The sequence below is a fragment of the Neorhizobium tomejilense genome (genome assembly GCF_964254135.1).
GTDB lineage: Bacteria > Pseudomonadota > Alphaproteobacteria > Rhizobiales > Rhizobiaceae > Neorhizobium > Neorhizobium tomejilense.
The window spans coordinates 3,846,485-3,871,757 of record NZ_CAXUSO020000001.1 but is presented as its reverse complement, the minus strand read 5'-3'; the positions used below and the strand labels follow the sequence as shown (position 1 = coordinate 3,871,757).

Below are 25,273 nucleotides of genomic sequence, written 5' to 3'. Positions count from 1 at the left end.
CTCGTATTGCGGAGAAACTGAATGAAGACCGCTGTTCTGTTCGGCGTCGGCGCCATGGGCGGGCGACTGCTGCGCGTACTCGAAGCCGACTATCCTTGCGTCGAGATCGTCGCGGCCGTGGACGCCGATGCCGCGAAGATCGGCCGCACGCTGGCCGACGTCACGGGCTATCAGCGTTTCGGCAGCGTAAAGATTGTCGGCGATCTCGCTTCGGCGCTCGCCGGAATTTCAGAGAAGCCGGACGTGCTGGTGCATATGACGGAGTCCAAGCCTCACCTTATCAAGGAGCAACTGCTTGATGCCCTGAATGCAGGCCTCAATGTGGTGTCGGCTGCCGAATCCATGTTCTATCCCGGCCTTCGCTATGGCGAGTTTGCTGAAGCGCTGGACAGCGCGGCGCGGGCTAACGGTGTGTCGATCACCGGCACCGGCATCAATCCCGGTTTTTCCTACGATGTGCTTCCGCTGGTTCTGGCGCGCGGCACCAGCGCCGTAAAACGCCTGACCATCCATCGCTGCATCGACGTCACCGGCACGGGGCCAGGGGATATCGAGCATGTCGGATACGGCCTGACGCCCGAGGAATTCAACCGTCGGATCGCAAATGGCCGCGTCGAGGGTCACATGGGTGCGCCGGAATCGCTGATCCGCATCGCAGATGCCCTCAATCTGGAGATCGATGAGATTACCGAGGCATGGGATCTGGAAACGGCTGATTTCGAGGTCGACAGCGGCGACCCGACGCTCGGCATCCTGCCGCCCGGCCGTGTCATCGGCATCACCCAGCGTGCCCGGGCGCTGGATCAGGGCAGGGAGGTGCTCAGCACCTCGCTTGCCATGTACTACCAGCCGGAAAAGTTCAATCTCGTCGAGGAAGACCGTATCGAGATCGACGGCGCCATGCCGGTGAAGATGTCGATCAAGCCTGCCATGCAGTCGCTGTTCGGTGCGGCCAATATCATGGCCAATACGATCGTGCCGCTGGCCGAGGCCCAGCCGGGTCTCGTGTCGCCGCTGGATCTGCCTACGGGCGGCACCGTGCGCGGCGTTTCGCGCTACGCGGTGGATCCGTCGCGCCAGGCGAAGCCCGGTTACCTGCCGGTGACGAGAAGGGTCTGATTTCGTGGGTTTCGACGCTGGCATATTCCTGGATATCGTTCAGTCGCCTCTGCTGCTGAAGGCGGCCTGGGTGACGATCTGGGTTGCCGTCGTCGCTCAGACGATTGGAACGGTCCTCGGCTTTGTCCTGGCAGGCATGCTGGCGGCGCCCAAGCTGCTGCGCTGGCCGGCACTCTGCTTCATCTGGGTGTTCAAGGGCACGCCGCTCCTGGCGCAGATCCTGTTCTTTTATTCTGCACTGCCGCAGATGGGCGTTCCCTTGAGCCTGATCGCAACCGGCCTGCTGTCACTGGGCCTGAACGAAGGGGCCCGCATGGCCGATATCGTGCGCGGCGGCCTGATGTCCGTCTCGCGCGATCAACGCGAGGCAGGCCTGGCGCTGGGACTTCATCACTGGCAGATCTTCCTCAAGGTGGTGTTCCCGCAGGCGATAAGGGCAATCATACCACCGCTCGGAAACAATTTCAGTTACATGATCAAGGCAACATCGCTGCTCGCTGCCATCTCCTTCGCCGAGCTCCTGCGCGTCTCCCAGCAACTCGCCCAGTCGACCACCCGCGCGCTGGAAGTCTATCTGGCCGTCGCGCTCTGGTATCTCGTCATCCTGACGATCTGGATGCTGATCCAGCACCGGATAGAAAAGGCGGTTGCGCTGAAGACCTCCAGTCACGTATCCGCACCGCCGCCGATCGTCGAGCGCAGCGTGGTGCGAGGCGGCCTGGGACCGGATGCGCCTTCTCGTCGCGACCCGGTGCTCGAGGCGCGCAACCTCACCCGCAGCTTCGGGCCGATCAAGGGACTGGACGATGTCTCGCTTTCCGTCGGCAAGGGTGAAGTCGTGGTCATCCTCGGACCGTCGGGGTCGGGCAAGAGCACGCTGCTGCGCGCGCTGAACTGGATCGAGCCGGCGGACAGCGGCGATGTCCTGCTTGCTGGCGAAAGCCTGCCGTGGGCCGACGCGGCCCGCCACATCCCGCGACCGGAGCGTGAGCTTGACAAGCGCCGCCGGCGCATCGGCATGGTGTTCCAGAGTTTTGCCCTGTTTCCGACGATGACGGCGCGGCAGAACGTTGCTCTCGGCATGCGCAGGCTTCTCGGCATTGCGAGGGCGGAAGCACTGGCGGCTGCGGACGGGCTGCTCGACAAGGTCGGTCTTGGTGACAAGGCGCAATCCTATCCCGTGGAACTGTCCGGCGGGCAGCGCCAGCGCGTCGCCATTGCCCGGGCATTGTCGATGAAGCCGGATGCCCTGCTTTTCGACGAACCCACTTCCGCGCTGGACCCGGAATCAACCGGGGGCGTGCTGGGTGTGATGGCTGAGTTGGCGAGGCAGGGTTTGACGATGGTGATCGTCACCCACGAGATCGGCTTTGCCCGACGAATAGCCGATCGTATCGTCTACATGGAGCGTGGGCGACTTCTGATGGATCTGCCGCGCGAGCAGGCTTTCAACGATGAAGCGCCTGATTACTTTCGTGCCTTTCTGTCTCGCGAATAGTCAGGGATAAGCCATGTGGAATTGCTTGCCGGCAAGGAACGCTGTCTATCCGTTGCGCTTTGGACGTGCATATCTGCTTGAACAATCGCTGGATTGCAGGCCGAAACGCTGAGTTACATATAGGAGAATGCATGGGTGAGGTAACCCCAATCAGGAAGAGGCGGCGCGTGGTGCAGCCGGCAAAGCCGGCCTCGCTGACCGAGCAGGTCTATGATGCGCTGCGAACCCAGATTCTGACATGCGTCATCCGGCCAGGTCAGGAATTGAACGAGGCCGAAGTCGCGGAGCGCTTCGACATATCCAAGACGCCGGCCCGCGAGGCATTGGCCGCCTTGCGGCAGGAGGGACTGGTCAGGTCCTTTCCGCGCCGTGGCTACCAGGTCACGCCGATCACGTTTGCAGACATGGACGAACTGTTCGATGTGCGAACCATCCTGGAAGCGGGAGCGGCCGAGCTCGCCTGTACGAAGCTGACGCCGGAGCAGATAGATCGCCTGAATTCCCTGGCCGATGCGACCTACAATCAGGGCGAGGAGCTCAGTCTGGCTACGTTCATAAGGTCCAACCGCGAATTCCATCTGGCGATTGCGGAAGCGACCGGTAATGGAAGGCTCGTCCAGCTGCTCACCCATCAGATCGATGCGCTGGAACGCTTCTTCTATCTCGGCGCCCAGTTGCGGGATGTGAACAACGAGACCAACGTCTCCCACCACCAGATCGTGGAAACCCTGGCCCGCCGTGACCAGGCAGCGGCGCGGGAAATCATGATCCGTCACAACGAGCAGACCCGCCAGGGCCTGTTCCAGGCGCTTGCAACGGGGCGAGGGTACGACCTGATCAACCTCTAGCGCTGGGAGATCCGCACCGAAATTTTGAAGGCGCGGGCCAAGGTCCCGCATGAACAGGAATGAAGATGGAAGTCGGGTCATTGTGGGAGGCGGTTACGCCAGCCGCGCCCAAATGCGCAAAGCTGACGGACGCGATCACCGCCGATGTCGTGGTCGTGGGTGCGGGATTCCTTGGCCTTTCATCCGCCCTGCACGCCGCCGAAGCGGGGCTCGACGTGGTGCTGCTCGAGAGTCATCAGCCCGGCTTCGGGGCATCCGGGCGCAATACCGGCTTCGTGGTTCCAAGCCTCAAGACGTCGCTCGGCCCTGCCGAGGTCGTGGCGGCGCTCGGCACCGATCATGCGGGACGCTTGCTGAAGCTCGTCGCCGAATCCGGCAAGGCGGTGTTCGACCTGATCGAGCGCCACGAGATCGACTGCGACGCTGTGCAGAACGGCTGGTTGCAGCCGGCACATTCGCGTGCGGCGGAAGGAGTGCTTCACGGTCGCATGCCGCGGCTGCTCTCGGCGGGCGTCGATGCCGAATGGCTCGATCGCGATGCCATGCTCAAGCGCACCGGGCTGCCGTCGCTGCATGGTGGAATACGAGTGGCTTCCGGCGGGCAGATAACGCCGCTGGCCTATGCGTACGGGCTCGCGCGCGCTGCCATATCGGCGGGCGTGCGACTGTTCGGCGACAGTTCCGTAAAGAGCATCGAACCCGATGGGCAGGGTTGGCGCGTGCGGACTGCGGGTGGCGAGGTTCGCGCCCGCCGCGTGCTCATGGCCACCAATGCGCTGATCGGCAACCTGTTGCCGGAGCTGCGTGCGTCGATCATTCCCGCCCGCGTTTTCCAGATCGCGACCCAGCCGTTGCCCCGGGCTCTTCGTGCGACCGTGTTGCCTGACATGGCCCCGATTGCCGATACGCGCCGTCATACCTTCGCATTGCGCTGGTCTCCTGACGGACGGCTGGTGACCGGGGGTATGGTGCCGCCGCTGCCTGGACGAATGGCGTTGGCCCGCAGGCTTTTTGCAAATCGTCTTCGCCGCATGGTTCCGGATCTCCCGGAAGTCAGAGTGGAATATTCATGGACCGGGATCATCGCCGGTACGCTGGATTTTCTGCCGCGGATGATGCGCATCAAACCCGGCATCTACGCGGTGATCGGCTGCAACGGCCGCGGCGTAGCACTGACGACGGCTCTCGGGCGAGAAATTGGCCCCTGGCTTGCCGGCCGGACGGCGGACGCTGACCTGACCTTGCCGCTGACCGCTCCGCGGCCGATTCCCTTCAGCCGCATATCCGGGCTTGGACCGCATCTCATCCTGCCGGTCTGGGAGGTCCGGGACGCTTTCGAAGCGCGGTTCCGATAGAGCCGCCACACGTCTGGAAATCCAATTTTGCAATCAAGGAGTCATGACATGAGCGAAGAAAGGGTTGGCGGCAAGATCAAGTGGTCTCGCCAGGAACAGGTCGCGCTGACCTGGGTGCATCCGGACCAGGAGTTCAGCCACCGGCTGATCACAAGGAAGCTGCACGGCTCGTCGATTTCCTTCCACATCACAACTTACATGCCGCACTTCGACACCATGGTCGAGGGCGATGGCGTGCATGAGGTGATCCTCTATTGCCTGCATGGCTGGTCGAAGCAGATCGTCGAGGAGACCGGCGAGGAGCACATCTTCAAGCCTGGCGATGCGATGTACCTGCCCGTGAATTACCGCTACCGCCACATCATCGGCGAGGCCGGCCTCGTGATCGCCGTCTGCGCCAACCCTTCGAAAGAAGCGGGTGACATGTAATTTCCGTGCGGGCGGGGATAAGCTGCCGCCCGCTACTCCAGCCGCGAGGGTTCCGGACATGACAGGCATTGCACCCAGGCATTTTGCACCGTCTTCTTTCATATGGGCCGAATTGACGCGTGCGGAGCTGGCGTCGAAGCGGGATGCCGGTGCTTTGGTCGTGGTGCCGACCGGTGCGATCGAGCAGCACGGCGACTTCCTTCCCGTGGAGACCGATACGCTGCTTTCGGCCGCCGTTTCCGAACTCGCGGCAAGCCGCGTAACCAGGGTGGAAATTGTCGTGGCGCCCGCTATTCCCGTTGGCTTCTCGCCGCATCACCTCAGCCATCCGGGCACGATCAGCCTACGGCTGGAAACCTATCTGGCGGTTCTTGCCGATACCGCACGGTCCATCCTGGATTCCGGATTTCCGCGCGTCGTCTTCGTCAATGGCCATGGGGGCAACTCGGCGCCGTTGCGCTCGCTCTGCGCCCAGATGGTGACTGACGGATATGCGGTTGGCATGGTCGATTATTTCGCACCGGGCGAAAGAGACTGGATGCCCCTTCTGAAGGGCGCACTGCTGCGCACCGGCCATGCCTGCGAACAGGAGGCGGCGCTGACGATGGCATTGACCTCTCCGGAAGCGCGCGAACGGGTCCGATCGGCGATCGAAGGGCTTCCGGCGCGCCTGGTACAGCCCTGGATCGCGCCGGGCCACGCGGACGATCCGATCACCGCGTTCGGGGCCGGTTGGCCACCGATCTTCCAGGCCGACGACTGCGGCTATTTCGGCGATCCGGCAAAGGCTACCATGGAAAATGGGGCCCTGATCCTCGAAGCGACGGTTAGGGGGCTGGCAGCATTTTTGGAAGCATTCGCCCGTACACCGTTGCGGCTGGGAATCGCTCGTGACGCCGCCTCGCCGAGACTTACGCGTGAGATCTCAAATGCAAAACAAGCAAGCTGACCTCGCCGAAGGCTAGCGCCTTCGACAGCGGTATTCCGATCACCATGATCGGCCTCGATGTTACTCGCAGGCGACCGTGACGGATGATACGATACGTAAGGTTCAGGCGATTTGATACCACCGTCGCCAGGGAAGCGGCGCATCCGCTGATCAACTACGGCTCAAAGGGCGCCTGCCTGCATGATCCGGCGGCTATCGCCTGGATGCTGGAGCCGGAAATGTTTGAGACCCTGCAGGCGCATGTTACCATCTGCACCGATAGCGGACCGGCCGCCGGACAGGTGGTTGCAGCAGTCAGCGAGCGGCATCTAGCCGGACGGACAAACGAATTGCACGGTGCCCTGCAACCAAACCCGGCGCGCCTTTCAGTCTACCGGAGCGTATTGGGCTTGACCTTGTCCGAAGGACCAGTTTTCCGTCTGAACTTCCACCAGATTGATCAGAACATCTTCCGGCCTCACACCGGGGTCGGCCGCCAGCCGTTCGGCAATTTTGGCATAAAGCGCCTTCTTTTGCGCGAGGCTCCTCGTGTTGTTGGCCGTAATCTGGATCATAACGAGCTCGTCCGAGCGGTGAATGCCGAGGTAGTCGGCACCAAAATCGAACTGATGGCTGGTGTGCTCGGTCAGGGTCATGAACCTGTCTTCCTCGGGAACATTGAAGGTTTCGCGCATTGCGAGGTAAATCTGCTCCATCAAGGCGCGATGGTATTCGGGGGATTTGCCCGTCTTGAGCGAGATGCGTGTCATGGGCATTGCAGTTCTCCTTCGAAAGGGGTTCTTGGAACGAGTCTGGCGGTCGGCTTGGATCGGATCGACAATCAGCCATTTTAGACGTGGGACCTTTGTCCTGCGATATTGGAACAGCGCAAGACCCAGCACGATCGGAAGCGCAGCCAAGGCGAATCCGTCGGGCAGTCGTTCGCTGAGTGCGAGAGCGGCCACGGAGCTGCCGACGATTGTTGCCGCCACCGAGCTGATCTGGCTGAGATAGACCGGATCGGCGATCTGCTGGAGTTCCGCCCTCAGCCGGGCGAGGCCTGGTCGACAAATCTTACAAGGATGACGGATGGAGGTGGATCGAGCTGAAGTTTCCGGATGCCGAAACCACCCTGCAATTCGAACGTCGCGAAATGACAAGCCCAGCGCATCTCCCGCTCTGGTGCTCATCGACTCCGACATAGATTTGACCATTGCTTCGCTTAGGTCTCAAGGCGTTGAGATCATCACGGATCCAAAGGAAGCGCCGTGGAAGCCTGGCAGACGATTTGCGGAGTTCCGTGACAGCGAGGGCAATCGCATCGTCATCGCGACAAACTAGGCAGCGCCCAGCACTTCGGTCGGGATTTGAAACAGGTGGCTGGCGAAGCCGAATTGAGCGCGGAGATTGTCGAGCGTATGGCCGGTGGTCCTCGGGTGCGAGCGCGCCCAAAAGATTTGCGGTGCGATTATTTGTTTGCATCATGCAAGGAACTCATGGCGGTGCAAAACAGGAGGCGCAGATGCCGAGCTATTCCTATGCTATCCTCGAAGCCCCCTCCACGCTGGGCCTGGCGACAGACGGAGTGGAACGATTGCCCGATCGGCTCTTGGAATTGGGTTTTGCGGAGCGGATCAATGCGCGTCGCGCCGGTCGGCTGGCGGTGCCGCCAAAAGATCCAGCGCCCGATCCGGAGACCGGAACCCTCAATGCCGAGGCGATCGCGAGGTGGTCGCCCGAGCTCGCTGACGCGGTCGAGACGTTGCTCGACGCGGGCGAGTTTCCCGTCGTGCTGGGCGGCGACTGCACGATCCTGCTAGGCTCGATGCTCGCCCTGAAACGGCGCGGCCGCTACGGTTTGCTCTTTATCGATGGCAACGCCGACTTCTTCCAGCCCGAGGCCGAACCCAACGGCGAGGGTGCGTCAATGGATCTTGCGTTCGCGACCGGACACGGGCCGACGCTCCTGACCAACATTGAGGGCCGCGGCCCGCTGGTGCGATCGGACGACGTCGTCGCGCTCGCCTATCGCGATCATAAGGATCAGGAAGAGTTCGGAAGCCAACCGCTTCCCAAGGAACTTAGGGCGCTCGATCTTCCCACCGTGCGCAAGGTGGGAATCGAAGTCGCGACGCGCAATGCCGTCGACCATTTGCGGCGTCCGGAACTCGAAGGCTTCTTCATCCATCTGGACGCCGACTGCCTTGACGACTCTATCATGCCAGCAGTCGATTTTCGTGTCCCGGGCGGGCTGTCGTGGGACGAGTTGGGGATGGCGCTGCGGATTGCCATGGGGAGCGGCAAGGCCGTTGGTATCGAGGTCACCATCTACAATCCGCGTCTCGACGAGGATGGCAGCGCTGGGCGCGGCCTAGCCGACGTGCTGGCCGCAACACTCGGAACTGTTGCGAGTTAACGCTGCTTCGGTTGATACATGATCGTGAAAATAGGCGGCAGGAATGCAATATCGACCGACCCCAATTGAAATCGCTGCAAACGCCGCATCCATGAAACCTGTCGATGGTTACACTGGCACGGATACTCCTGGCGGCGAATAGAAATCCGGCTCACCTGAGACTGGGCAGTTTCCACACCCGGGGCTCATCAGTCCGAATGGTCTCTAAACCTCCATGATCGGACCATCTGAGCCGACGCATCGCCTCCGACAATTACGCGACGTGGACCAGAGGCCGAGCATATGGTTCCGAAGGCACCAGAATCCGTCCTTCGAACAGGCGTCGCGCCGTCCTCAGGATGCCTGCCACGGCGATCCCGTTGCGAAAGCTAAATCGCACCTCGATCTTCCCGCTAGGATGCTCGATACTCACGGTCGCTGGAGGGTTTTTGATCCCCCGGAGACCCGACACGAGGGTCCCTTCATGTAACGATGCCGTCGCAATTCCGACCGCGCCCGTACTCGCCAGGGCAGGGTGGCAGGTATGCGGCATTAGGTACCTTACGGAAAGATCTCCGCCTGTTCGCGGTTGTGCGAGAAGTACCGGTTTTGGGATGACCCGATCGGCAACATCTCCCAGCCCCATTCGTTCACCAGCCGCCAGACGTATAGACTCGATCCTTGCAAGCAGATCCATGTTCCGGTTGATCTCTGCTGCTGTCTCGTAACCCGTGGCACCGACGTCGGCGGCGAGCAGCAAAACCATGGGCATTGCCGCATTGATGCAGGTTACGGATACTCCCCCGATCTCGTCAAGCTTTGCTCCGGTGGGGAAGAGATTGCCTGTGTCCGGATTACTCGCGTCGAGAAACGTGAGGGAAACGGGGGCTGCATTTCCCGGAACGCCATCGATTGATGCGTCTCCCTGATACGATACCCGTCCATTGGGCGTCTGCACTTCAGCTTCGATCAGCGTGTTGGTGTTTACGTTGTAAATCCTCACGACAGTAAGAGGTGACGAGGCTCGCATAAGACCTGCCTCAATGGCAAAAGGGCCAACTGCCGCGAGCATGTTCCCGCAGTTGGGCGATGTATCCACGCGGCGCTCAAGTACGCTGACTTGGGCAAAAAGATACTCGACATCTGCATCTGGTCGATCTGAAGGACCAACTATGGCCACCTTACTGGTCACGGGGTTGGAACCGCCCACTCCGTCGATCTGTAGAGGATGTCCAGATCCCATCGCCGCAAGCAAGACCTCGTCGCGCGCAGCGATGTTGCCGGGTAGATCGTTGCTGAGAAAAAACGGCCCTTTAGAGGTGCCTCCCCTCATCAGAACACACGGGATGGCCATCAGGTCATTCATGTCGCGGGCAGTTCCTTTATTCAGCAAATCGCATCAATCGTTTCCGTTGTTGCAAAATGCGCTAGGCCTTTTATTAAGTGAAATGCCAATTTCGAAGGAACTGATGCGGTATGGCTATCAATTGCGAAATCTTGGATCTCCGTGCCTTCATGTATGTGCTGGACCTCGGAAGCTTTCACCGAGCGGCAGAGGCGCTTAACATTTCACAGCCTGCACTCAGCAGAAGGATTCAGAAGCTGGAAGGCGTCGTCGGTGCAGCGCTACTGGAGAGGACTACCAGGTCAGTAGCCGCCACTGCTCTAGGGATGGAGCTGATCCCGCTTGTGCGCCGAATGTTGGAAGAGTTCGATCAGTCGCTGTTCACTGCCCGGGACTCGGGGCTGCAGCGAAGTAGCGTAGTGAACATGGCGTGTATTCCGACTGCGGCCTTCTACTTCCTTCCAACCGTCATACGGAAGTTTGCCGCTGAATTTCCGCACGTCCGCTTCAGCATCATGGACTTGACCGCGACTGGCGGCATCCAGGCGGTGGCCCGCGGAGAGGTTGAGTTCGGCATCAACATCATGGGAAATCTGGATCCTGATCTCGACTTCATCCGGTTGATCGAGGACCCGTTTGTTCTCGCCGTACGGAAAGATCATCCGCTGGCAGAGTTTGAAAGCGTCACCTGGGCCCATCTCGAGAAACACCCCATGATCTCCGTCCACAGATCAAGTGCAAATCGCACGTTGCTCGATGCGGCCCTGGCGCGAGCCGACGTCCAGCTGAAGTGGTCGTACGAGGTCACTCACCTGTCGACGTCTCTTGGCCTCGTTGAGGCGGGGCTCGGGATATCTGTCTTGCCGGGCCTCGCTACGCCGCAAGGCGACCATCCTATTCTGAAAGCGATCCCCATTGGGGGGCCGGAGGTATCAAGGACGATCGGTGTTGTTAAACGGCGCAATGTCACCCTCTCCCCGGCCGCCGAGCGTTTTCTCGGGATGCTGGTCGGGACCTGGGCGAAAGACTGAACCTGAGCAGAGCGGCCGATTGATGCGCAAAGAGGATCAATGATCCGAATCTTTGCATTTCCGGCAAAAAGGGTTTCGCTTTACAGCATTTGCATCGGCTCATGTGGAGGCGGTGGCCGCCAAGCGGTCGCGAGGAGAATCCATTACTTGTTCGCTGGGAGGCGGCAAGTCATACAGGGAGGTGACGATGTTCAATCGCCGTACATTCTGTGCGTTCGTAACTCTGGCTGGCGTGGCGATTGCAGCGCCTGTTTTCGCTCAAGCTGACGACTACCCGACACGTCCTATCAAGCTCATCGTGCCTTACGCTGCAGGCGGCGGTACTGACGCAATCGCTCGACTGGTGGCGAACGGCGTGGGTGCGAAGATCGGTCAGTCCATGGTTGTCGAAAATAATGGCACGGCAGGAGGTAACGTGGCTTCGCAGACCGCTGCGAACTCGGCCGCCGATGGTTACACCGTCCTGATGGCGAACCAGGGGCCGATGGTCGTAAACCCGCACCTTTTCAAGAACATGAAGCTCGACCCGCTGGCCGCTTTTGATCCGGTGATCCTCGTCGCGCAGACGCCGCTGGTCGTTGTCGTATCGAAAAGCTCGGCATACAAGAGCTTCAAGGATGTTATCGAGTACGGAAAGCAGAACGCAGGGAAGCTCACCTACGGTTCCGCCGGTAACGGATCCGCCAGCCATCTCGCTACTGAGATGCTGCTTACGCAAGCTGGTATTACAGCTGTACACGTTCCTTACAAAGGCGCTGGTCCGGCCCTTAACGACATGCTCGGTGGCCGCGGTGACTTCATGATCACGACGCTTCCATCGGTGCTTGGATTGATCGACAGTGGAGACATGATCCCTGTCGCAGTTACGACCTCGGAACGCGTACCGAAGTACAAGGACGTTCCGACCATCGCTGAAAGCGGGTTCCCCGAATACAGCTCAGCGGCATGGTACGGCTTTGTGGTCCCGAAAGGCACGCCTGGCCCGATCATCGAGAAGCTCAGAGCGGCGACCACCGAGGCTCTCGCCACGTCTACCATCAAGGAACGCCTGGAAGCGGAAGGCACGACCATTGTCGGTAACAAGCCTGCTGAGTTTGCATCCATGATGGCTGCAGAATCCAAGCGTTGGGCAGAATTTCTGACCAAGACCGGAATCAGCATCAAGTAGTCATCTCCTGCTGAAATTGCATCGCTCGTCCCGGCGTCATTAAAAACCTGGCGCCGGACCCGACCTGAATGGAGACCTTCATCATGACGACAGGGGATCTACCGGTACGTCCGACAGAAAAAGGCGGGCTTGCGATCCGCTCGCCGGAAAATGTCCTGGGGGGTCTAGTGCTCATCGCACTCGCCTTGTTCGCCCTATGGCTAACTCTGGATCTGCCAAGGGGAACCTTGACAACCGTGGGGCCTGCAATGTTGCCCCAGGCGATCGCGGTTCTGATCGGGGTCTGCGGATTTGTCCTTCTCATTGCAGGATTTAAACGGCGCTCAGAACACGGCGCGCCGGTTTGGTCACTGCGCGGACTGCTTCTGGTCAGCATCTCAATTGGACTTTTTGCGGTTACCATCAAGGAACATCACTTTGGGAACTGGCGAACTATCGAGTTCGGCTTGATGTTCGCGGGTCCGATGGCGATCATCATTGGCGGCTATGCGTCAAGTGAAGCCAGGTTTCGGGACCTTCTCCTGCTTGCTCTTACTTTGACCCCGTTCTGCATGCTGCTTTTCGGCGACATGCTAAACCTCCCAATCCCCATCCTGCCCCGCTTTCTGTCGGAAGCGCTATTTGGCGGCATGAGCTACAAGTCCGGTCTTCGCGTGACAGCCGCGGTTCTCTTCGCCGCCGCGATACTTGTGTTCCGGTTCACGAAGGGCCGAAGCGGCTCGCGGATCGAAGTCGCCAAACATGAAGTGAGGAACTGAGACGTGTTTGATCTGCTCTCAAATCTTTTTCTCGGCTTTGGCGTCGCGCTCACATTCAACAATCTCTTCCTGTGTCTCCTCGGTTGCCTGGTTGGAACCCTGGTGGGCATTCTTCCCGGAGTCGGCCCCATCGCAACCATCTCGATGTTGTTACCGATAACGTTCGGGTTGGATCCGGTCGGCGCGCTTATCATGCTCGCCGGCATTTATTACGGCGCGCAGTACGGAGGTTCTACGACGGCGATCCTGGTAAACATTCCTGGTGAAGCCACTGCTGTGGTGACAACCCTCGATGGCCACCAGATGGCACGTCGAGGCCAAGCCGGAATCGCGCTTGGTATTGCTGCAATTGGCTCCTTCCTTGCTGGAACGGTTGCAACCATCGTGATCGCGGCACTGGCAAAACCTCTTACCGGCCTTGCTCTGGTTTTCGGACCCGCGGAATACTTCTCCTTGATGGTGATGGGCCTGGTTTTCGCGGTTGTGCTTGCCCACGGCTCAATCATCAAAGCAATAGCGATGATTCTTGTCGGCATCCTTCTGTCGACGGTGGGCGTCGATCTTGAAACTGGCGAAGACCGCATGACCCTCGGGCTCAGCTTCCTGTTCGACGGAATCGACTTCGCGGTTTTGGCGATGGGCGTTTTTGGCATCGCCGAAATACTTCGTAACCTTGATAACGTTGAGACTCGCGATGTGGTGCGTCAAACGATCGGTCGCCTTCTGCCTGGGTGGAAAGAGCTCAAACAGGCCGCTGCACCGATCACACGAGGCACTCTTATTGGCTCTGTTCTCGGAATCCTCCCAGGTAACGGAGCCGTTCTGGCACCGTTCGCCTCGTACTCTTTAGAAAAGAAGATTTCCAAGCATCCAGAGCGGTTCGGCAAGGGAGCTATCGAAGGCGTTGCCGGGCCGGAAAGCGCGAATAATGCCGGAGCGCAAACGTCGTTTATTCCTCTCCTCACCTTAGGAATCCCGCCAAATGCTGTTATGGCCCTTATGGTGGGAGCCATGACCATCCACGGCATCGTGCCTGGACCTCTGGTCATGACAAGCAACCCTACTCTATTTTGGGGTATGATAGCCTCGATGTGGCTAGGCAACCTTATGCTGCTCATTATCAACTTGCCGATGATTGGCCTTTGGGTACGGCTCCTCAAAGTGCCATACCAGCTGCTGTTTCCCGCAATTCTCATGTTCTGCTGTATCGGGATCTTCTCGATTAACTCCGAACCGGTGCAGGTTCTGATGATCGCGTTCTTCGGCATCGTCGGCTATGCCATCAGCAAGCTGGGCTTCGAGCCAGCTCCGCTTCTCCTCGGCTTTGTTCTCGGGAGGCTAATGGAAGAGAACTTCCGGCGCGCACTGTTGATGTCGCGCGGGGACATGATGACGTTCGTCGAGAACCCGATATCAGCAGTGCTGTTGGCGATTTCAGTGTTTCTGTTAGCCGTCGCGTTGCTTCCGAGCCTAAGGAAAAACAGGGACGAGGTGTTCACGGAATAGGGCTGTGTCAATCCTGTTCGAGCGGGTCAACCGCTCCCTCCCGGAAAGGGCCGTGGGCGATGCCCACGCCGCCTGATCCAGCGCGACACCTTCCGAAACCGCGCGCCGAAAGACGGCGTAAATGGGATGGTCGACTTATCTATTCGAACCTATCAAAACCGACAAATTTACAAGTCTCTGTGTGCTCGGATCCCGCAACCAAAATTCCTAAACTCCGGTAGCAAACGCTCCGGGAGTTTTTTTGTTGTTGAGGCCTCGACGCCTCAGTTCGGATTGTAAATGCCGCCCAACAAAATCAATCACCTATGCCGTAGATACCGATCGACATTCCCCGAACCCGCGACCAACTGCGATACGGCAACCGGAGGAGAACCGGCGCGGGATTGTATGCTGATGCCTACTTGATCCTGTTCTGCAGCCGCTGGGTCGCGTTCGGCGTGGACGATGTTGCGCGGGGTGGGGCTTCCGCGGCTTCCGCTTGCAGGAACGTGGCGATGTCACTAAGCAGCATGAGTTCGGTCGTGGCGTGGGCTGGATCACCCGAAAGATTGACCGTCTCCTGCGGGTCGGTCTGAAGGTCGAACAACTCCCGCTCGCTCGATCCTCCGCTCGTATAGAGCGTCAGCTTGAAGCGCTGGTCCCGGGCCATGGTCGCGCGCATCGGCGGATCCCAGAAACTGCCGCTGTCGTTGACACCGGAGTTGCGGTAGGCGCAGATCGCGCTGCTGCGCCGCGTCGCGTTCCGCGATGCCATGGCCACCAGATCCTCGCTTTCCGGGCAGGATTGCGTATCGAGGCCTGCTGCTGCGAGGCACGTGGCCGCCACGTCGCGACCTTGCGCAAGCGCGGTAGGTCGGATGCCGGCGTCGACGTGGCCCGGCCAACGCAGCAGTAGCGGCACTCCGACGGTCGGTTCGTAGAGCGCAACTCCCTTGACGAAAAGCCCGTGATCGCCAAGCTGGTCGCCATGGTCGGATAGGAATACGACCAGCGTGTCGTCGGCCATCTCGGCTTCGTCCAGTGCCGCCAGAACGCGACCGACCTGTTTATCGAGAAAGGCAATGGAAGCGGCATAACCGAGACGGATCCGGCGGATCTCCTCCGAAGAGAAGTCTGAGAAACGTCCGAGATAGGAACCCTGCTGCTCCTGGCGGACACATCCGGGCTGTATCGTGCGCGAAACGACCGGCTCGGGAATCCTCGCCGCATCTATGCAATTTCCGAAGGCGAGGGGGTAATCCTCATAGGGGTCGTGAGGGTCGAACAGGCTCATCAGGCAAAAGAAGGGCTGCTTCTCTGCTTTCATCGACTGGATGAAGGCAATGGTCCGGTCAGCCGCCCACTTGCTCATGTGTTGCGCTTCGGGGTGATGAAGTTCCTTTCGGCCGTTGTGCTGTAGGGCAGCGAGGAAATCCGGCGCCGTCTCGCGAAGCCAGGCCGCATAGCCGTTGAAGGGGCTGCCGATCGAAACTGATGGCTCAAGGCACCATTCGTAGATGTCGAAACCGTCATGCGGATGGCGTTGCCGTTCTTCCTGAATACGGCTGCTGACATGCAGTTTGCCGAAAAGCGCGGTCCGATAACCGGCCTCCCGCCGCAGCCGTTCGGTGAACAGCACTTCGTCCGGCGGCAGGTTGTCATGCACCCGCTGGACCGCATGATCCGGCACGGGCTTGCCGGTGAAGATGCTGGCCCGGGAAGGCGTGCAGATCGGGTTGTCGACTGTGCAGTGCTCGAATACCGCTCCGGCTTGGCCCAGCCGGTCGAGGTGAGGTGTCGGAATCCAGTCGCAGCCATAGATGCCGAGCGTATCCCGACGCTGCTGGTCCGTCATGATCATCAGGATGTTGGGTCGTGTCACGATGCCACCTCGACGTTTCAGAGCATGATCTCGGGAAGGGCAATCCTGGCCTTCTCACGCAGTGCGGAAACGACCGACGGATCGATCCAGCGATAAGGCCGACGCAGCCGGGTGCCGATCTCCGCCCATCCCCCGATTGCAGCCAGGAGCTTGTCCAACGCGGCGTTGGAATATCCGTGCACCCTGGCAAAGGGCGCTATGTGGTCATCCAGGAAGGTGCGCAGCCGCTGCTCGATATCAAGCGCCCGGTCGATATCGTCGGCCATCGATGCGGTCCATCGCTGTGCTCCGGACGGGCTGAGGCAGGCAACGTTGGAGAATGCCCCGACCGCAACGCCCTGCTGGACGCCTGTCGCGAGATGATGCCCCGGGACATAAATTCCCCACGCATCGAGATGCTTGCGGGCCTGATCGTACCAGGACGCATCGCCATCCCCAAGCTTGATACCCACGACTTGCGGTACGCCTGAAAGGATCGTCGCCAGTTCCTCCGGGGCAAAGACGCGCTTGGCATGTGGCGGCTGGTAAAGCACCAGCGGCACCGGACCGGCAGCGCCGGCGGCCATCTGCAGGAAGTCGACCGCCTCCGCGGCCGTCACCGGCCACCAGTCGGGAAGGATCACCTGGATTGCCTCGGGCTCAAGCGCCGCCGCCCGGCGTACCCGGTCCAGGGATATGCGGGGATCGGGCTGACATGCACCGATGACGAATGGCATCGCTGCAGGACTGCAGCGGTCTGCCAACATTTGTTGAATCCGGTCGAACTCCGCTTCCGTCTGGTTGTGGAATTCGCCGGCGGTGCCGTTCGAGTAGATGCCGTCCACCTTGGCGGCAATCAGCTGATCGATCGCACTGGCCAGACGCGGGAAATCGATGGATTCATCTTCATTGATCGGCAGCAATAGCGTCGCCCAATTTCCGCGAATGCGGCCCCAGCGGTCATTCCGCCGCTCAAACTTCGTGGTTCCCACACTCCGCCTCCCCTTTTGCTGAAACCGAATCCATCCCGGCCGCACCCGCTCAATCGTCATCTGCAATTTATCGACTTGCTAGATATCCTACAAGTCGATATACCTCAATCATGTTGATTGTCGAAATGTGCATGGAGCAGCATTGGCCAAGCCCATAAAACCTCTGGAGCGCCCGCCGCTTCTGCATGTCAGCGTGCAGGAAAGCCTGCGCAGCTATATCGAGGACAATGACCTGACGGCCGGCGCGGCTCTGCCGCCGGAGACTTTCCTGGCGCACCAATTGGGCGTGGGGCGCAATTCGGTTCGCGAAGCGATCAAGGCGCTGGAATCCGTCGGCATCCTCGAAACGCGGCGCGGCATTGGCGTTTTCGTCAAGGAATTCTCGTTCGCGCCGCTTCTGGACAATCTCGCCTATGGGCTGCAGGCGTCGCTGCGTGATGTGGAGGAATTGCTGGAGATCCGTCGCGTATTGGAGACGGGCCTTATCGACAAGACCATCGAAATGATCAGCGACGAGGACGTGGCCGAGCTTAGACGCCTTACCGATCGCATGCGCCAGCGCGCTGAGCGCGGCGAAAGCTTCGCCGAGGAGGACCAGCAATTTCATCAGCTTCTGTTCCGTTGCCAGAACAACAAGATGCTGAGCGCACTGATCGATATCTTCTGGTCCGCCTTCTACAAGGCCTCGGGCTTCGCAAATCTCGCAAGTCCCACGCCCCTGGCGACCTGGCAGGATCATCACGAGATTGCGGAAGCCGTGGCGGCGAGAGATGTCGAAGCGGGCCGCAAACGCCTGAGCGCACACTATTCCGGCATCCGGAAAGTCATCGCGATCAACCGGCCCGAGGAGGTCGATCCGGTTTAGCGATAGTCGAAATATAAAAGAGGAGGAGAGCATGCATCGACGGAATTTCGGTCGCCTTCTGGCGGCGGGAGCTTTGCTTTTTGCCACGACTGCCGCAATGGTGCCCGCAATGGCCCAGGCGCAAACGGGCAAGACCATTGTCGGCGGGTTCGACGTGGGTCCAGGCGGTTTCCAGGGCAATTTCAACCCGCTGACTGCAACAGCCGGCTTCACCTGGCTTAATACCTATTTCGAGCCGCTGGTCATCTACACATCCGATTTATCGAAGCTTACCGGCGCGCTGGCTTCGGAGTTCGTCCTCGGCCAGGACAACCTGACATACACGTTCAAGCTCGCCCAGACGAACTGGCATGACGGCACGCCTTTTACCTCGGCCGACGTCAAGTTCACCCTCGAGCTTGCCAAGAATGCCGAGAGCGGCAGCATTTTTGCCGCACGGCTTGCCGATATTGCATCGGTCGAGACGCCGGATGCGCGCACGGCAGTCGTCAAGCTCAGCAAGCCGAACTCGGCATTCCTCTCCGTTCTGTCGCAGCTGATGATGCTGCCGCAGCATGCGCTGTCGTCCGTGAACGTCAAGGAGGTCGCCAAGAGCGCGTGGTGGTCCACCAAGCCAGTCGGAACCGGTCCTTTCAAGTTCGTGAAGCATGTCAGCGATCAGTATGTCGAACTGGCTGCCTATGATGGCTATCGGGGCGGAAAGCCGAAGGCGGATCGCCTGATCAACCGCTATTTCGCCAATCCGGCGGCGGCCGTCGCGGCTCTCAGGGCGGGAGAGATCCAGTTCACCTTCGCCGAACCCGACGACGCCAAGACCTTCAAGGGCAACGGCGGTTTCCGGGTCATCGAGGGCGATTCCTATGTGGTGAACTATATCGGCTTCAACCACCGCGCCGGAATCTGGAGCGACCTTCGCGTTCGTCAGGCGGTCATGCACGCCATCGACCGAAACGCCATCGTCTCGAGCCTGTACGGGGGTGCAGCCAAACTCGCCAACTGCGGCTATGTCGCGCCGCAGCTTCTTGCGAAGGATATGGCCGACTATGCCTACAATCCGCAAAAGGCAAAGGACCTGCTGGCGGAGGCGGGCTGGGAGAAGATCAACGGCAGCAAGCCGATTCCGTGGCTGACCTACTACAATACGCCGCAGGTCGCCAACGTCATGGCGGCGATGCAGGCCATGCTGGCGCAGGTCGGCGTCAACGTGGTTCCGCGCGCGCTCGACGTTCCGAGCTACAACGGCATCGTGCGAAGCGAAAAGTGGCAGGATTTTCCGCTGGTCTATGCGGGGCTGCAGAACGGCCCCAATCCGGGATCGCTCAATGTCGGGCTGAATGCCGCACAGACACCTCCGTCCGGCAACAACATCATGCGCGTCGAAATGCCTCCGCTGACCGATGCGTTGAATGCGGCGATGGGGGAAACCGATCCGGCCAAGGCCGACGGCAGGTGGCAGAAGGTCTGCAAGGAAATGAATGCTGCGCTTCCCTGGGGGCCGATGTGGGTTGCGAGCCGCTATGGGGTCGTGTCCAGCAAGCTCAAGGACTTCTTCTGGACGCCTGCTCCAGGCGGCGGCCCGTTCGTCTCCCACCCGGAAAAATGGGATCTCGCTCCGTGATGTGCCCGTAAGCCGAGATGCGGTTTGGCGGGCAAGCCCGACCGCATCTCCTGCGGACCCTGTTGGTGAAAACATGCTGCAATACATCCTTCGCCGTACGGCTGTCGGCCTGCTGATGCTGCTGGCCCTGACGGTTCTCATCTTCACGTTGCTGCGGCTGACGCCCGGCGATCCGATCGATGCCTACATCAATCCGTCTGTCCCGATTTCCGCGTCCGATCTCGAGATGCTGCGCACCCGGCTCGGTCTCGAGCGGCCGCTGCCTGTGCAATATTTCGCCTGGCTCGGCGCGGCCCTGACGGGGGATTTCGGCTATTCCATCCAGTATAACGGCGAAGCGGTGCTGCCGCTTGTCTTGAGCCGCATCGGCCCGACGATCCTGCTGATGTTCAGTGGGCTTGTCATCTCAGTGGTCGTCGGCATCGCGACCGGCATCTTTGCGGCCGTCCGCCGCAACAAGCTGGCCGATCTTTCACTTTCGACGGTGGCTTTCGTCGGAATTTCAAGTCCGGCTTTCCTGACCGCCCTGCTGGGGCTCTACGTATTTGCGGTCAATCTGCGCTGGGTGCCGGCCGGAGGCATGTCGACGCCGGGCGCGCCTTTCTCCGTCGGAGACTTGCTGGCGCACCTCATCCTGCCCGCCGCCCTGCTTTCGATCGGCCATGGCGCATTGATCATGCGCTACATGCGCTCCTCCCTGCTCGAGGTGCTTTCGCAGGACTATGTGCGCACGGCGCGCGCCAAGGGCGTCCGGGAGTTCTGGGTCATCGTCAAACATGCGGTCCGCAACGCCTTGCTGCCGGTGATCACCCTGATCGGCTCCACGATCGGCATGGCCATCGGGGGGGCGATCTTCATCGAGAGCGTGTTCGACTGGCCGGGCATGGGCTTGCTGATGGTCAACGCCGTCGTCAGGCGGGACTACCCGGTCATCATGTGCGCTACGCTGCTGACCGGCGCCTGCGTCATCCTGGTCAACCTGCTCACCGACATCGCCTATGCCGCTGTCGATCCGCGCATCAAGGTGGCATAAGATGGCGAGCTTGACACATGCCGGCTCCGCCGGTCCCATCCGACGCGCACTTTCCCGCTTTTTCGAGAACGGCGCGGCCGTGGTCGGTTTGGCTATCCTGATCCCGATCCTGGTCCTGACGCTCACTTACGATCTCTGGTGGCTCTACAAGCCCAACGACATCGACCTGCTGGCGATGAACCAGGGGCCGTCGGCGGCCCATTGGCTCGGCAGCGACGGCGTAGGGCGCGATATCATGGCGCGGCTGCTGCAGGGCGGGCGGATTTCGCTTCTGGTGGCGACGGTATCGATGGCGATCTCCACGTTCCTCGGTTTCTTCCTCGGAGCCATCGCCGGCTTTGCCGGACGTTTCGTGGATGGCGCCACGATGCGGTTCGTAGATCTCGCGATGACCTTGCCGCCGGTCATTTTCCTCCTGGTTCTCGCCTCGATCGTCGGCAGCGGCATAATACCGACCATCTTCGTGATTTCGCTGCTGTCGTGGCCGGTTCTCGCCCGCATGGTACGGGCCCGGCTGCTGGAATTGCGCGAACGCGACTTCGTGGTGGCGTCCCGGGGCATGGGTGCCGGCCTCTGGCACCTGCTGATCCGGCATGGTCTGCCCAATACGATCGATATTCTCGTGGTCTACGCCACCCTGCAGGTGGCAAGCGGAATCCTGCTGGAGGCCGGTCTCTCCTTCCTCGGTCTTGGGGTCACGCCCCCGGAAGCGAGCTGGGGCAATATGCTCAATGCTGCCCGCGCCACGCATGTGCTCGAAAATTACCCCTGGCAATGGATGTTTCCGGGCGGAGCGCTCGTCTTGACCGTTCTCGCCATCAACTTCGTGGGCGATGGGCTTCGCGATGCCTTCGATCCACGCTCCGAACTCAAGTGAAAGGTTGAACATGCCTCTCTTTACCGGCGTCATTCCGCCCGTCGTCACTCCGCTCACCACGACTTTCGGGGTGGATTATCCTTCCTTCACGCGTGTCATAGACCATCTGCTCGATGGTGGCGTGCATGGCTTGTTCGTTCTCGGCTCCACCAGCGAAGTCGTGTTCCATGACGAAGCCACGCGCCGCAGCATCATCGAACATGCCGTCGAACAGGTGCGCGGCCGCGTGCCCGTCCTGGTCGGCGTGATTGACCCCACAACCGAGCGCGTGATCGCTCATGCAAAGGTGGCGCAGTCGGCGGGTGCCGACGCGGTTGTCGTCACGGCGCCATTCTATGCCCGGACAAACCAGGCCGAGACCATCGATCACTTCCGCTATATCCGGGAGGCGGTCGACATGCCGGTCATCGCCTATGACATCCCTGTCTGCGTCCACACCAAGCTCGAACGCCGGACCACCGTGACGCTTGCCCGTGAAGGCACGATCGTTGGCGTCAAGGACTCGAGCGGCGATGACGGCAATCTTCGTTATGTCATGGCAGACACGGCCGATCTGCCGGATTTCTTCGTCATGACAGGATCCGAAATCGTCGCCGACAGCGTCGTGAACATGGGCGCGCACGGCATCGTGCCGGGCCTCGGGAATGTCGATCCGCACGGTTATGTCCGCCTGTGGGACCTCTGCCAGGCGGGTGATTTTGCCGGTGCACGACTGGAGCAGGAACGGTTGTGCCGGCTTTTCGAGATGGTCTGGGTCAGCCTGGGCCGGACCAGTGCGGGCTCGGCCGGAGTGGGGGCCTTCAAGACCGCCATGCGCAGGCTTGGGGTCATCGACACCAATGTCATGGCCCGCCCGCAACGATCCCTGAACGACGAAGAGGCGGCCGTCATCGACGGCATCCTGCGGCAAACCGGCCTTCTGGATTGACGATGAGTGCACAGCCGATCCTCGAAATTTCCGGGCTCAAGACGGTGTTCCGCATCGGCGATCGGGAGATCGTCGCCGTGCGGGACCTCAGCCTTGCCGTGGCGACGGGAGAAACTGTGGCGCTGGTTGGCGAATCCGGCTCGGGAAAGTCGGTGACCAGCTTGTCGATCATGGGCCTTCTGCCGCGCGGCGTGGGCCGTATCGCTGCGGGCACGCTCCGGCTGAAACGCAAGACGGGCGAAGTCGTCGAACTGCAGACTATTGGCGGCGACACCCTGCGCCGGGTGCGTGGCAATGATATCGGCATCGTCTTTCAGGAGCCGCTGACCAGCCTCAATCCGGTTTTTACGATCGGCGAACAGATTGCCGAACCGATCCGCATCCATATGGGCAAATCCCATCGGGAGGCCTTGTCGGACGCCATCCAGCGGCTGGAGGATGTCGGCATTCCCGATCCGCACCGACGTGCCCGGCAATATCCGCACGAACTCTCCGGTGGCATGCGGCAACGAGCGACCATTGCGATGGCGCTCGCCTGCAATCCGACGCTGTTGATTGCCGACGAACCCACGACGGCCCTCGATGTCACGATCCAGGCGCAGATCCTCGACCTGCTCGGCCGGCTGCAGAAGGAGCGTGGCATGGGCATGTTGTTCGTCACCCACAATCTCGGGGTCGTTGCCGAGATCGCCGACCGCGTGGCCGTCATGTATGCCGGTTCGCTCGTTGAGACCGGCAGCGTGGCGCGGGTCTTCTCCCATCCGCGTCATCCCTACACCAAGGGGCTGATGCGTTCGGTGCCGCAGCTTGGAACCGCGACCCTTCTCAGGGAGGCGGGCACACCGCTGCCGACCATCGCAGGGTCGGTTCCGAGCCTCATGGACCTGCCGTCAGGCTGTCCTTTCGCTCCCCGCTGTCCCTACCGCATAGAGGCCTGTTCAGAAGCCTACCCGGCGTTGGCAGACGCCGGCGAAGGGCAGTTCAGCCGCTGCATCCGATGGCAGGAGATCTGACCGATGTCACAGGAATTTCTGCTCGAAGTGAACCGGCTGGGCAAGGATTTTGCCCCGGTGGCATTTGCCCGCGGACCGGTCGTCCGCGCCGTCCAGGATGTCTCCTTCAACATCAAACGTGGCGAAGTCGTCGGGCTGGTTGGCGAATCCGGCAGCGGCAAGACCACCATCGGCCGCATGGTCGCGCAACTGATCGAACCCACTTCCGGCAGTATCCGTTTTGAAGGTTCGGAAACGACGAGCCTGACGCGCCGCGAACTTCGCAGCCTGCATGCGCGGGTCCAGTATATTTTCCAGGATCCCTTCGCCAGCCTCTCGCCGCGGATGACGATCGGCGAGATCCTCACGGAAGGGCTGGATATCCAGCGGATCGGCAGCAGATCGGAACGGACCGCAAAAGCCGCCCACGCCCTCGCCTCGGTAGAGCTGCCGCCCGATGCGATTTCCCGCTACCCGCACGAGTTTTCCGGCGGCCAGCGCCAGCGCATCGGCATCGCCCGGGCGCTGACGCTTGCGCCCGAGCTGATCGTCGCCGATGAACCGGTGTCGGCGCTCGACGTGTCGATCCAGGCGCAGATCGTCAATCTGCTGCGCGATCTGCAGATGCGGCTCGGCCTGACCATGCTGTTCATCGCGCACGATCTCGCGGTGGTCGAATATGTCGCCGATACGGTAATCGTGCTCTATCTCGGGCGGATCATGGAGATGGCGCCGAGCTGCGAGCTTTATGCCAGCCCACAGCATCCATACACGCGCGCCCTGCTTTCGGCCGTTCCGTCGCCTGACCCCTCACGGCATGCGAACCGGCAGATCCTCAAAGGTGACATCCCAAGCCCCGCCAATCCCCCAAGCGGCTGCGTCTTTCGTACCCGTTGCCCGGTTGCGATCAAGGCCTGTGCGGGCGTCGTGCCGCCACTCAGGGAAGGGGCGAAAGGACACTTCAAGGCCTGCATCCGGGACGATTTGGATTGATCCGGCAGAGCAGGAGAGATTTTCACCCATGACTTGCCGAGCCTCATCGCATGAGGCTGGCGACGGACGACGTTGCTGCGTGCGATGAAAAGCATGCTTTCGAACTGGCCGTAAGCCCTATCCGGGCCGCCGCACCGCGCGCACCTTGCCGCTGCTGCCGCCGCCGCAGAAAAATTGGCCGGCGCCATCGGATTCCAGACCCGATACTCCCAGTCCCAGCGGCATTTCGAGCGTTTCCAGCGTGTTTCCCGTTTGCGGATCGACGCGCCTCACTTCGCCCTCGTCGCCTTCCCAGACGCCATGCCAGAGCTCGCCGTCGACCCAGGTGACGCCGGTGACGACGCGATTGGACTCGATGGTGCGAAGGATCTTGCCCGTATCGGGATCGACCTGATGGATCTTTCGACCACGATATTCACCGACCCAGAGCGTTCCTTCGGCCCAGGCGAGCCCGGAATCGCCGCCATTCCCGGGTGCCGGGATCGTCGCGAGCACGCGGCCCGTCTTCGGGTCGATCTTCTGGATACGATCCTCGGCAATCTGAAACAGGTGCTGGCCGTCGAAGGCAGTCCCCGCATGCGCGGCGACATCGATCGAGCGCACCGTCTCGCCGCTCGCCGGGTCGAGGGCGTTCAGCTTGTCTCCCGAGGCAAACCAGACGTGCCGGCCATCGAAGGTGACGCCATGCACGTCATCTATCCCAGGGAAGGGCCCGTATTCTCGGATTATTTCGGCTTGAGATTTTTTCATGCGCT

24 protein-coding genes are annotated in these 25,273 nt (G+C 60.8%); 19 read left to right on the top strand and 5 right to left on the bottom strand.

The annotated features are described in order from the left end of the window. The first annotated feature begins 21 nt into the window (after positions 1 to 21). The 6 genes from ACSQ3G_RS19145 to ACSQ3G_RS19120 all read left to right on the top strand — a co-directional run bounded on the left by ACSQ3G_RS19145 (position 22) and on the right by ACSQ3G_RS19120 (position 6,198). Positions 22 to 1,119 (top strand): NAD(P)H-dependent amine dehydrogenase family protein, encoded by a 1,098-nt coding sequence (locus ACSQ3G_RS19145; RefSeq protein WP_436111150.1) that lies wholly within the window; start codon positions 22 to 24, stop codon positions 1,117 to 1,119. Between the two features lie 4 nt (positions 1,120 to 1,123). Then, positions 1,124 to 2,617, top strand: a complete 1,494-nt coding sequence (locus ACSQ3G_RS19140) for an amino acid ABC transporter permease/ATP-binding protein (protein ID WP_436111149.1) — start codon at positions 1,124 to 1,126, stop codon at positions 2,615 to 2,617. A gap of 131 nt (positions 2,618 to 2,748) precedes the next feature. Next, positions 2,749 to 3,465 (top strand): GntR family transcriptional regulator, encoded by a 717-nt coding sequence (locus ACSQ3G_RS19135; RefSeq protein ID WP_105404514.1) that lies wholly within the window; start codon positions 2,749 to 2,751, stop codon positions 3,463 to 3,465. Between the two features lie 65 nt (positions 3,466 to 3,530). Beyond that, complete coding sequence (locus ACSQ3G_RS19130; RefSeq protein ID WP_436111148.1) at positions 3,531 to 4,820, top strand: NAD(P)/FAD-dependent oxidoreductase; 1,290 nt, start codon at positions 3,531 to 3,533, stop codon at positions 4,818 to 4,820. Positions 4,821 to 4,868: 48 nt separating this feature from the next. Then, positions 4,869 to 5,249, top strand: a complete 381-nt coding sequence (locus ACSQ3G_RS19125; RefSeq protein WP_436111147.1) for a cupin domain-containing protein — start codon at positions 4,869 to 4,871, stop codon at positions 5,247 to 5,249. A 58-nt stretch (positions 5,250 to 5,307) separates the two neighbouring features. Further along, complete coding sequence (locus ACSQ3G_RS19120) at positions 5,308 to 6,198, top strand: creatininase family protein (protein ID WP_436111146.1); 891 nt, start codon at positions 5,308 to 5,310, stop codon at positions 6,196 to 6,198. Positions 6,199 to 6,563: 365 nt separating this feature from the next. On the opposite strand, the gene ACSQ3G_RS19115 is transcribed toward ACSQ3G_RS19120, so the two are convergent. Beyond that, complete coding sequence (locus ACSQ3G_RS19115) at positions 6,564 to 7,367, bottom strand: tautomerase family protein (RefSeq protein ID WP_436111145.1); 804 nt, start codon at positions 7,365 to 7,367, stop codon at positions 6,564 to 6,566. Between ACSQ3G_RS19115 and ACSQ3G_RS19110 the strand changes: the two genes are divergently transcribed. Then, the gene (locus ACSQ3G_RS19110) at positions 7,267 to 7,518 is read left to right on the top strand and encodes a VOC family protein (protein ID WP_436111144.1); all 252 of its coding nucleotides are present in this window, start codon (positions 7,267 to 7,269) and stop codon (positions 7,516 to 7,518) included. The two genes, ACSQ3G_RS19115 and ACSQ3G_RS19110, sit on opposite strands and share 101 nt — an antisense overlap. 181 nt (positions 7,519 to 7,699) lie before the next feature. Further along, the gene (locus tag ACSQ3G_RS19105; protein WP_436111143.1) at positions 7,700 to 8,593 is read left to right on the top strand and encodes an arginase family protein; all 894 of its coding nucleotides are present in this window, start codon (positions 7,700 to 7,702) and stop codon (positions 8,591 to 8,593) included. Positions 8,594 to 8,846: 253 nt separating this feature from the next. Here ACSQ3G_RS19105 and ACSQ3G_RS19100 read toward each other — a convergent pair whose 3' ends face one another. Further along, positions 8,847 to 9,938: a 4-oxalomesaconate tautomerase gene (locus ACSQ3G_RS19100; RefSeq protein WP_436111142.1), complete on the bottom strand. Its 1,092-nt coding sequence runs from the start codon at positions 9,936 to 9,938 to the stop codon at positions 8,847 to 8,849. Between the two features lie 110 nt (positions 9,939 to 10,048). On the opposite strand from ACSQ3G_RS19100, the gene ACSQ3G_RS19095 reads away from it, so the two are divergent. The 4 genes from ACSQ3G_RS19095 (at position 10,049) to ACSQ3G_RS19080 (ending at position 14,380) form a co-directional block, all read left to right on the top strand. Continuing rightward, positions 10,049 to 10,948 carry a LysR family transcriptional regulator gene (locus tag ACSQ3G_RS19095; protein WP_436111141.1) on the top strand — a complete coding sequence of 300 codons (900 nt, stop codon included), beginning with the start codon at positions 10,049 to 10,051 and terminating at the stop codon, positions 10,946 to 10,948. A 187-nt stretch (positions 10,949 to 11,135) separates the two neighbouring features. Continuing rightward, complete coding sequence (locus ACSQ3G_RS19090) at positions 11,136 to 12,116, top strand: Bug family tripartite tricarboxylate transporter substrate binding protein (protein ID WP_436111140.1); 981 nt, start codon at positions 11,136 to 11,138, stop codon at positions 12,114 to 12,116. A 68-nt stretch (positions 12,117 to 12,184) separates the two neighbouring features. After that, positions 12,185 to 12,874, top strand: a complete 690-nt coding sequence (locus ACSQ3G_RS19085) for a tripartite tricarboxylate transporter TctB family protein (protein ID WP_436111139.1) — start codon at positions 12,185 to 12,187, stop codon at positions 12,872 to 12,874. A gap of 3 nt (positions 12,875 to 12,877) precedes the next feature. Continuing rightward, complete coding sequence (locus ACSQ3G_RS19080) at positions 12,878 to 14,380, top strand: tripartite tricarboxylate transporter permease (RefSeq protein ID WP_436111138.1); 1,503 nt, start codon at positions 12,878 to 12,880, stop codon at positions 14,378 to 14,380. 397 nt (positions 14,381 to 14,777) lie between these two features. On the opposite strand, the gene ACSQ3G_RS19075 is transcribed toward ACSQ3G_RS19080, so the two are convergent. Together ACSQ3G_RS19075 and ACSQ3G_RS19070 are read right to left on the bottom strand one after the other, a co-directional pair. Beyond that, positions 14,778 to 16,241 (bottom strand): sulfatase family protein, encoded by a 1,464-nt coding sequence (locus ACSQ3G_RS19075; RefSeq protein WP_436111137.1) that lies wholly within the window; start codon positions 16,239 to 16,241, stop codon positions 14,778 to 14,780. 17 nt (positions 16,242 to 16,258) lie between these two features. Next, positions 16,259 to 17,272: a dihydrodipicolinate synthase family protein gene (locus tag ACSQ3G_RS19070; protein WP_436111136.1), complete on the bottom strand. Its 1,014-nt coding sequence runs from the start codon at positions 17,270 to 17,272 to the stop codon at positions 16,259 to 16,261. Positions 17,273 to 17,354: 82 nt separating this feature from the next. Here ACSQ3G_RS19070 and ACSQ3G_RS19065 point away from each other — a divergent pair, with 82 nt between their 5' ends. The 7 genes from ACSQ3G_RS19065 to ACSQ3G_RS19035 all read left to right on the top strand — a co-directional run bounded on the left by ACSQ3G_RS19065 (position 17,355) and on the right by ACSQ3G_RS19035 (position 24,518). Further along, a complete protein-coding gene (locus ACSQ3G_RS19065; RefSeq protein WP_436111135.1) occupies positions 17,355 to 18,077 on the top strand; it encodes a FadR/GntR family transcriptional regulator in 723 nt (240 codons plus the stop codon). Between the two features lie 31 nt (positions 18,078 to 18,108). Further along, positions 18,109 to 19,695, top strand: a complete 1,587-nt coding sequence (locus tag ACSQ3G_RS19060; RefSeq protein ID WP_436111134.1) for an ABC transporter substrate-binding protein — start codon at positions 18,109 to 18,111, stop codon at positions 19,693 to 19,695. 73 nt (positions 19,696 to 19,768) lie between these two features. After that, a complete protein-coding gene (locus tag ACSQ3G_RS19055) occupies positions 19,769 to 20,728 on the top strand; it encodes an ABC transporter permease (RefSeq protein WP_105432604.1) in 960 nt (319 codons plus the stop codon). Then, complete coding sequence (locus ACSQ3G_RS19050; protein ID WP_436111133.1) at positions 20,694 to 21,605, top strand: ABC transporter permease; 912 nt, start codon at positions 20,694 to 20,696, stop codon at positions 21,603 to 21,605. Before ACSQ3G_RS19055 ends, ACSQ3G_RS19050 begins: the two co-directional genes overlap by 35 nt. A 10-nt stretch (positions 21,606 to 21,615) precedes the next feature. After that, positions 21,616 to 22,533, top strand: a complete 918-nt coding sequence (locus ACSQ3G_RS19045; RefSeq protein WP_436111132.1) for a dihydrodipicolinate synthase family protein — start codon at positions 21,616 to 21,618, stop codon at positions 22,531 to 22,533. 2 nt (positions 22,534 to 22,535) lie between these two features. Then, positions 22,536 to 23,546 carry an ABC transporter ATP-binding protein gene (locus ACSQ3G_RS19040; RefSeq protein ID WP_105423157.1) on the top strand — a complete coding sequence of 337 codons (1,011 nt, stop codon included), beginning with the start codon at positions 22,536 to 22,538 and terminating at the stop codon, positions 23,544 to 23,546. 3 nt (positions 23,547 to 23,549) lie between these two features. Beyond that, complete coding sequence (locus tag ACSQ3G_RS19035; protein ID WP_436111131.1) at positions 23,550 to 24,518, top strand: ABC transporter ATP-binding protein; 969 nt, start codon at positions 23,550 to 23,552, stop codon at positions 24,516 to 24,518. Between the two features lie 117 nt (positions 24,519 to 24,635). On the opposite strand, the gene ACSQ3G_RS19030 is transcribed toward ACSQ3G_RS19035, so the two are convergent. Continuing rightward, positions 24,636 to 25,268: a Vgb family protein gene (locus tag ACSQ3G_RS19030; RefSeq protein ID WP_436111130.1), complete on the bottom strand. Its 633-nt coding sequence runs from the start codon at positions 25,266 to 25,268 to the stop codon at positions 24,636 to 24,638. Between the last annotated feature and the right edge of the window lie 5 nt (positions 25,269 to 25,273).

Bases quoted from the DNA above. Each gene is read 5' to 3' on its own strand.
- ACSQ3G_RS19110 (WP_436111144.1), top strand. From the start codon at position 7,267: ATGGAGGTGGATCGAGCTGAAGTTTCCGGATGCCGAAACCACCCTGCA.
- ACSQ3G_RS19030 (WP_436111130.1), bottom strand. From the start codon at position 25,268: ATGAAAAAATCTCAAGCCGAAATAATCCGAGAATACGGGCCCTTCCCT.
- ACSQ3G_RS19060 (WP_436111134.1), top strand. From the start codon at position 18,109: ATGCATCGACGGAATTTCGGTCGCCTTCTGGCGGCGGGAGCTTTGCTT.
- ACSQ3G_RS19085 (WP_436111139.1), top strand. From the start codon at position 12,185: ATGGAGACCTTCATCATGACGACAGGGGATCTACCGGTACGTCCGACA.
- ACSQ3G_RS19055 (WP_105432604.1), top strand. From the start codon at position 19,769: ATGCTGCAATACATCCTTCGCCGTACGGCTGTCGGCCTGCTGATGCTG.
- ACSQ3G_RS19070 (WP_436111136.1), bottom strand. From the start codon at position 17,272: ATGACGATTGAGCGGGTGCGGCCGGGATGGATTCGGTTTCAGCAAAAG.
- ACSQ3G_RS19125 (WP_436111147.1), top strand. From the start codon at position 4,869: ATGAGCGAAGAAAGGGTTGGCGGCAAGATCAAGTGGTCTCGCCAGGAA.
- ACSQ3G_RS19100 (WP_436111142.1), bottom strand. From the start codon at position 9,938: ATGAATGACCTGATGGCCATCCCGTGTGTTCTGATGAGGGGAGGCACC.
- ACSQ3G_RS19145 (WP_436111150.1), top strand. From the start codon at position 22: ATGAAGACCGCTGTTCTGTTCGGCGTCGGCGCCATGGGCGGGCGACTG.
- ACSQ3G_RS19135 (WP_105404514.1), top strand. From the start codon at position 2,749: ATGGGTGAGGTAACCCCAATCAGGAAGAGGCGGCGCGTGGTGCAGCCG.
- ACSQ3G_RS19105 (WP_436111143.1), top strand. From the start codon at position 7,700: ATGCCGAGCTATTCCTATGCTATCCTCGAAGCCCCCTCCACGCTGGGC.
- ACSQ3G_RS19115 (WP_436111145.1), bottom strand. From the start codon at position 7,367: ATGAGCACCAGAGCGGGAGATGCGCTGGGCTTGTCATTTCGCGACGTT.
- ACSQ3G_RS19035 (WP_436111131.1), top strand. From the start codon at position 23,550: ATGTCACAGGAATTTCTGCTCGAAGTGAACCGGCTGGGCAAGGATTTT.
- ACSQ3G_RS19095 (WP_436111141.1), top strand. From the start codon at position 10,049: ATGGCTATCAATTGCGAAATCTTGGATCTCCGTGCCTTCATGTATGTG.
- ACSQ3G_RS19120 (WP_436111146.1), top strand. From the start codon at position 5,308: ATGACAGGCATTGCACCCAGGCATTTTGCACCGTCTTCTTTCATATGG.
- ACSQ3G_RS19040 (WP_105423157.1), top strand. From the start codon at position 22,536: ATGAGTGCACAGCCGATCCTCGAAATTTCCGGGCTCAAGACGGTGTTC.
- ACSQ3G_RS19090 (WP_436111140.1), top strand. From the start codon at position 11,136: ATGTTCAATCGCCGTACATTCTGTGCGTTCGTAACTCTGGCTGGCGTG.
- ACSQ3G_RS19045 (WP_436111132.1), top strand. From the start codon at position 21,616: ATGCCTCTCTTTACCGGCGTCATTCCGCCCGTCGTCACTCCGCTCACC.
- ACSQ3G_RS19050 (WP_436111133.1), top strand. From the start codon at position 20,694: ATGCCGCTGTCGATCCGCGCATCAAGGTGGCATAAGATGGCGAGCTTG.
- ACSQ3G_RS19130 (WP_436111148.1), top strand. From the start codon at position 3,531: ATGGAAGTCGGGTCATTGTGGGAGGCGGTTACGCCAGCCGCGCCCAAA.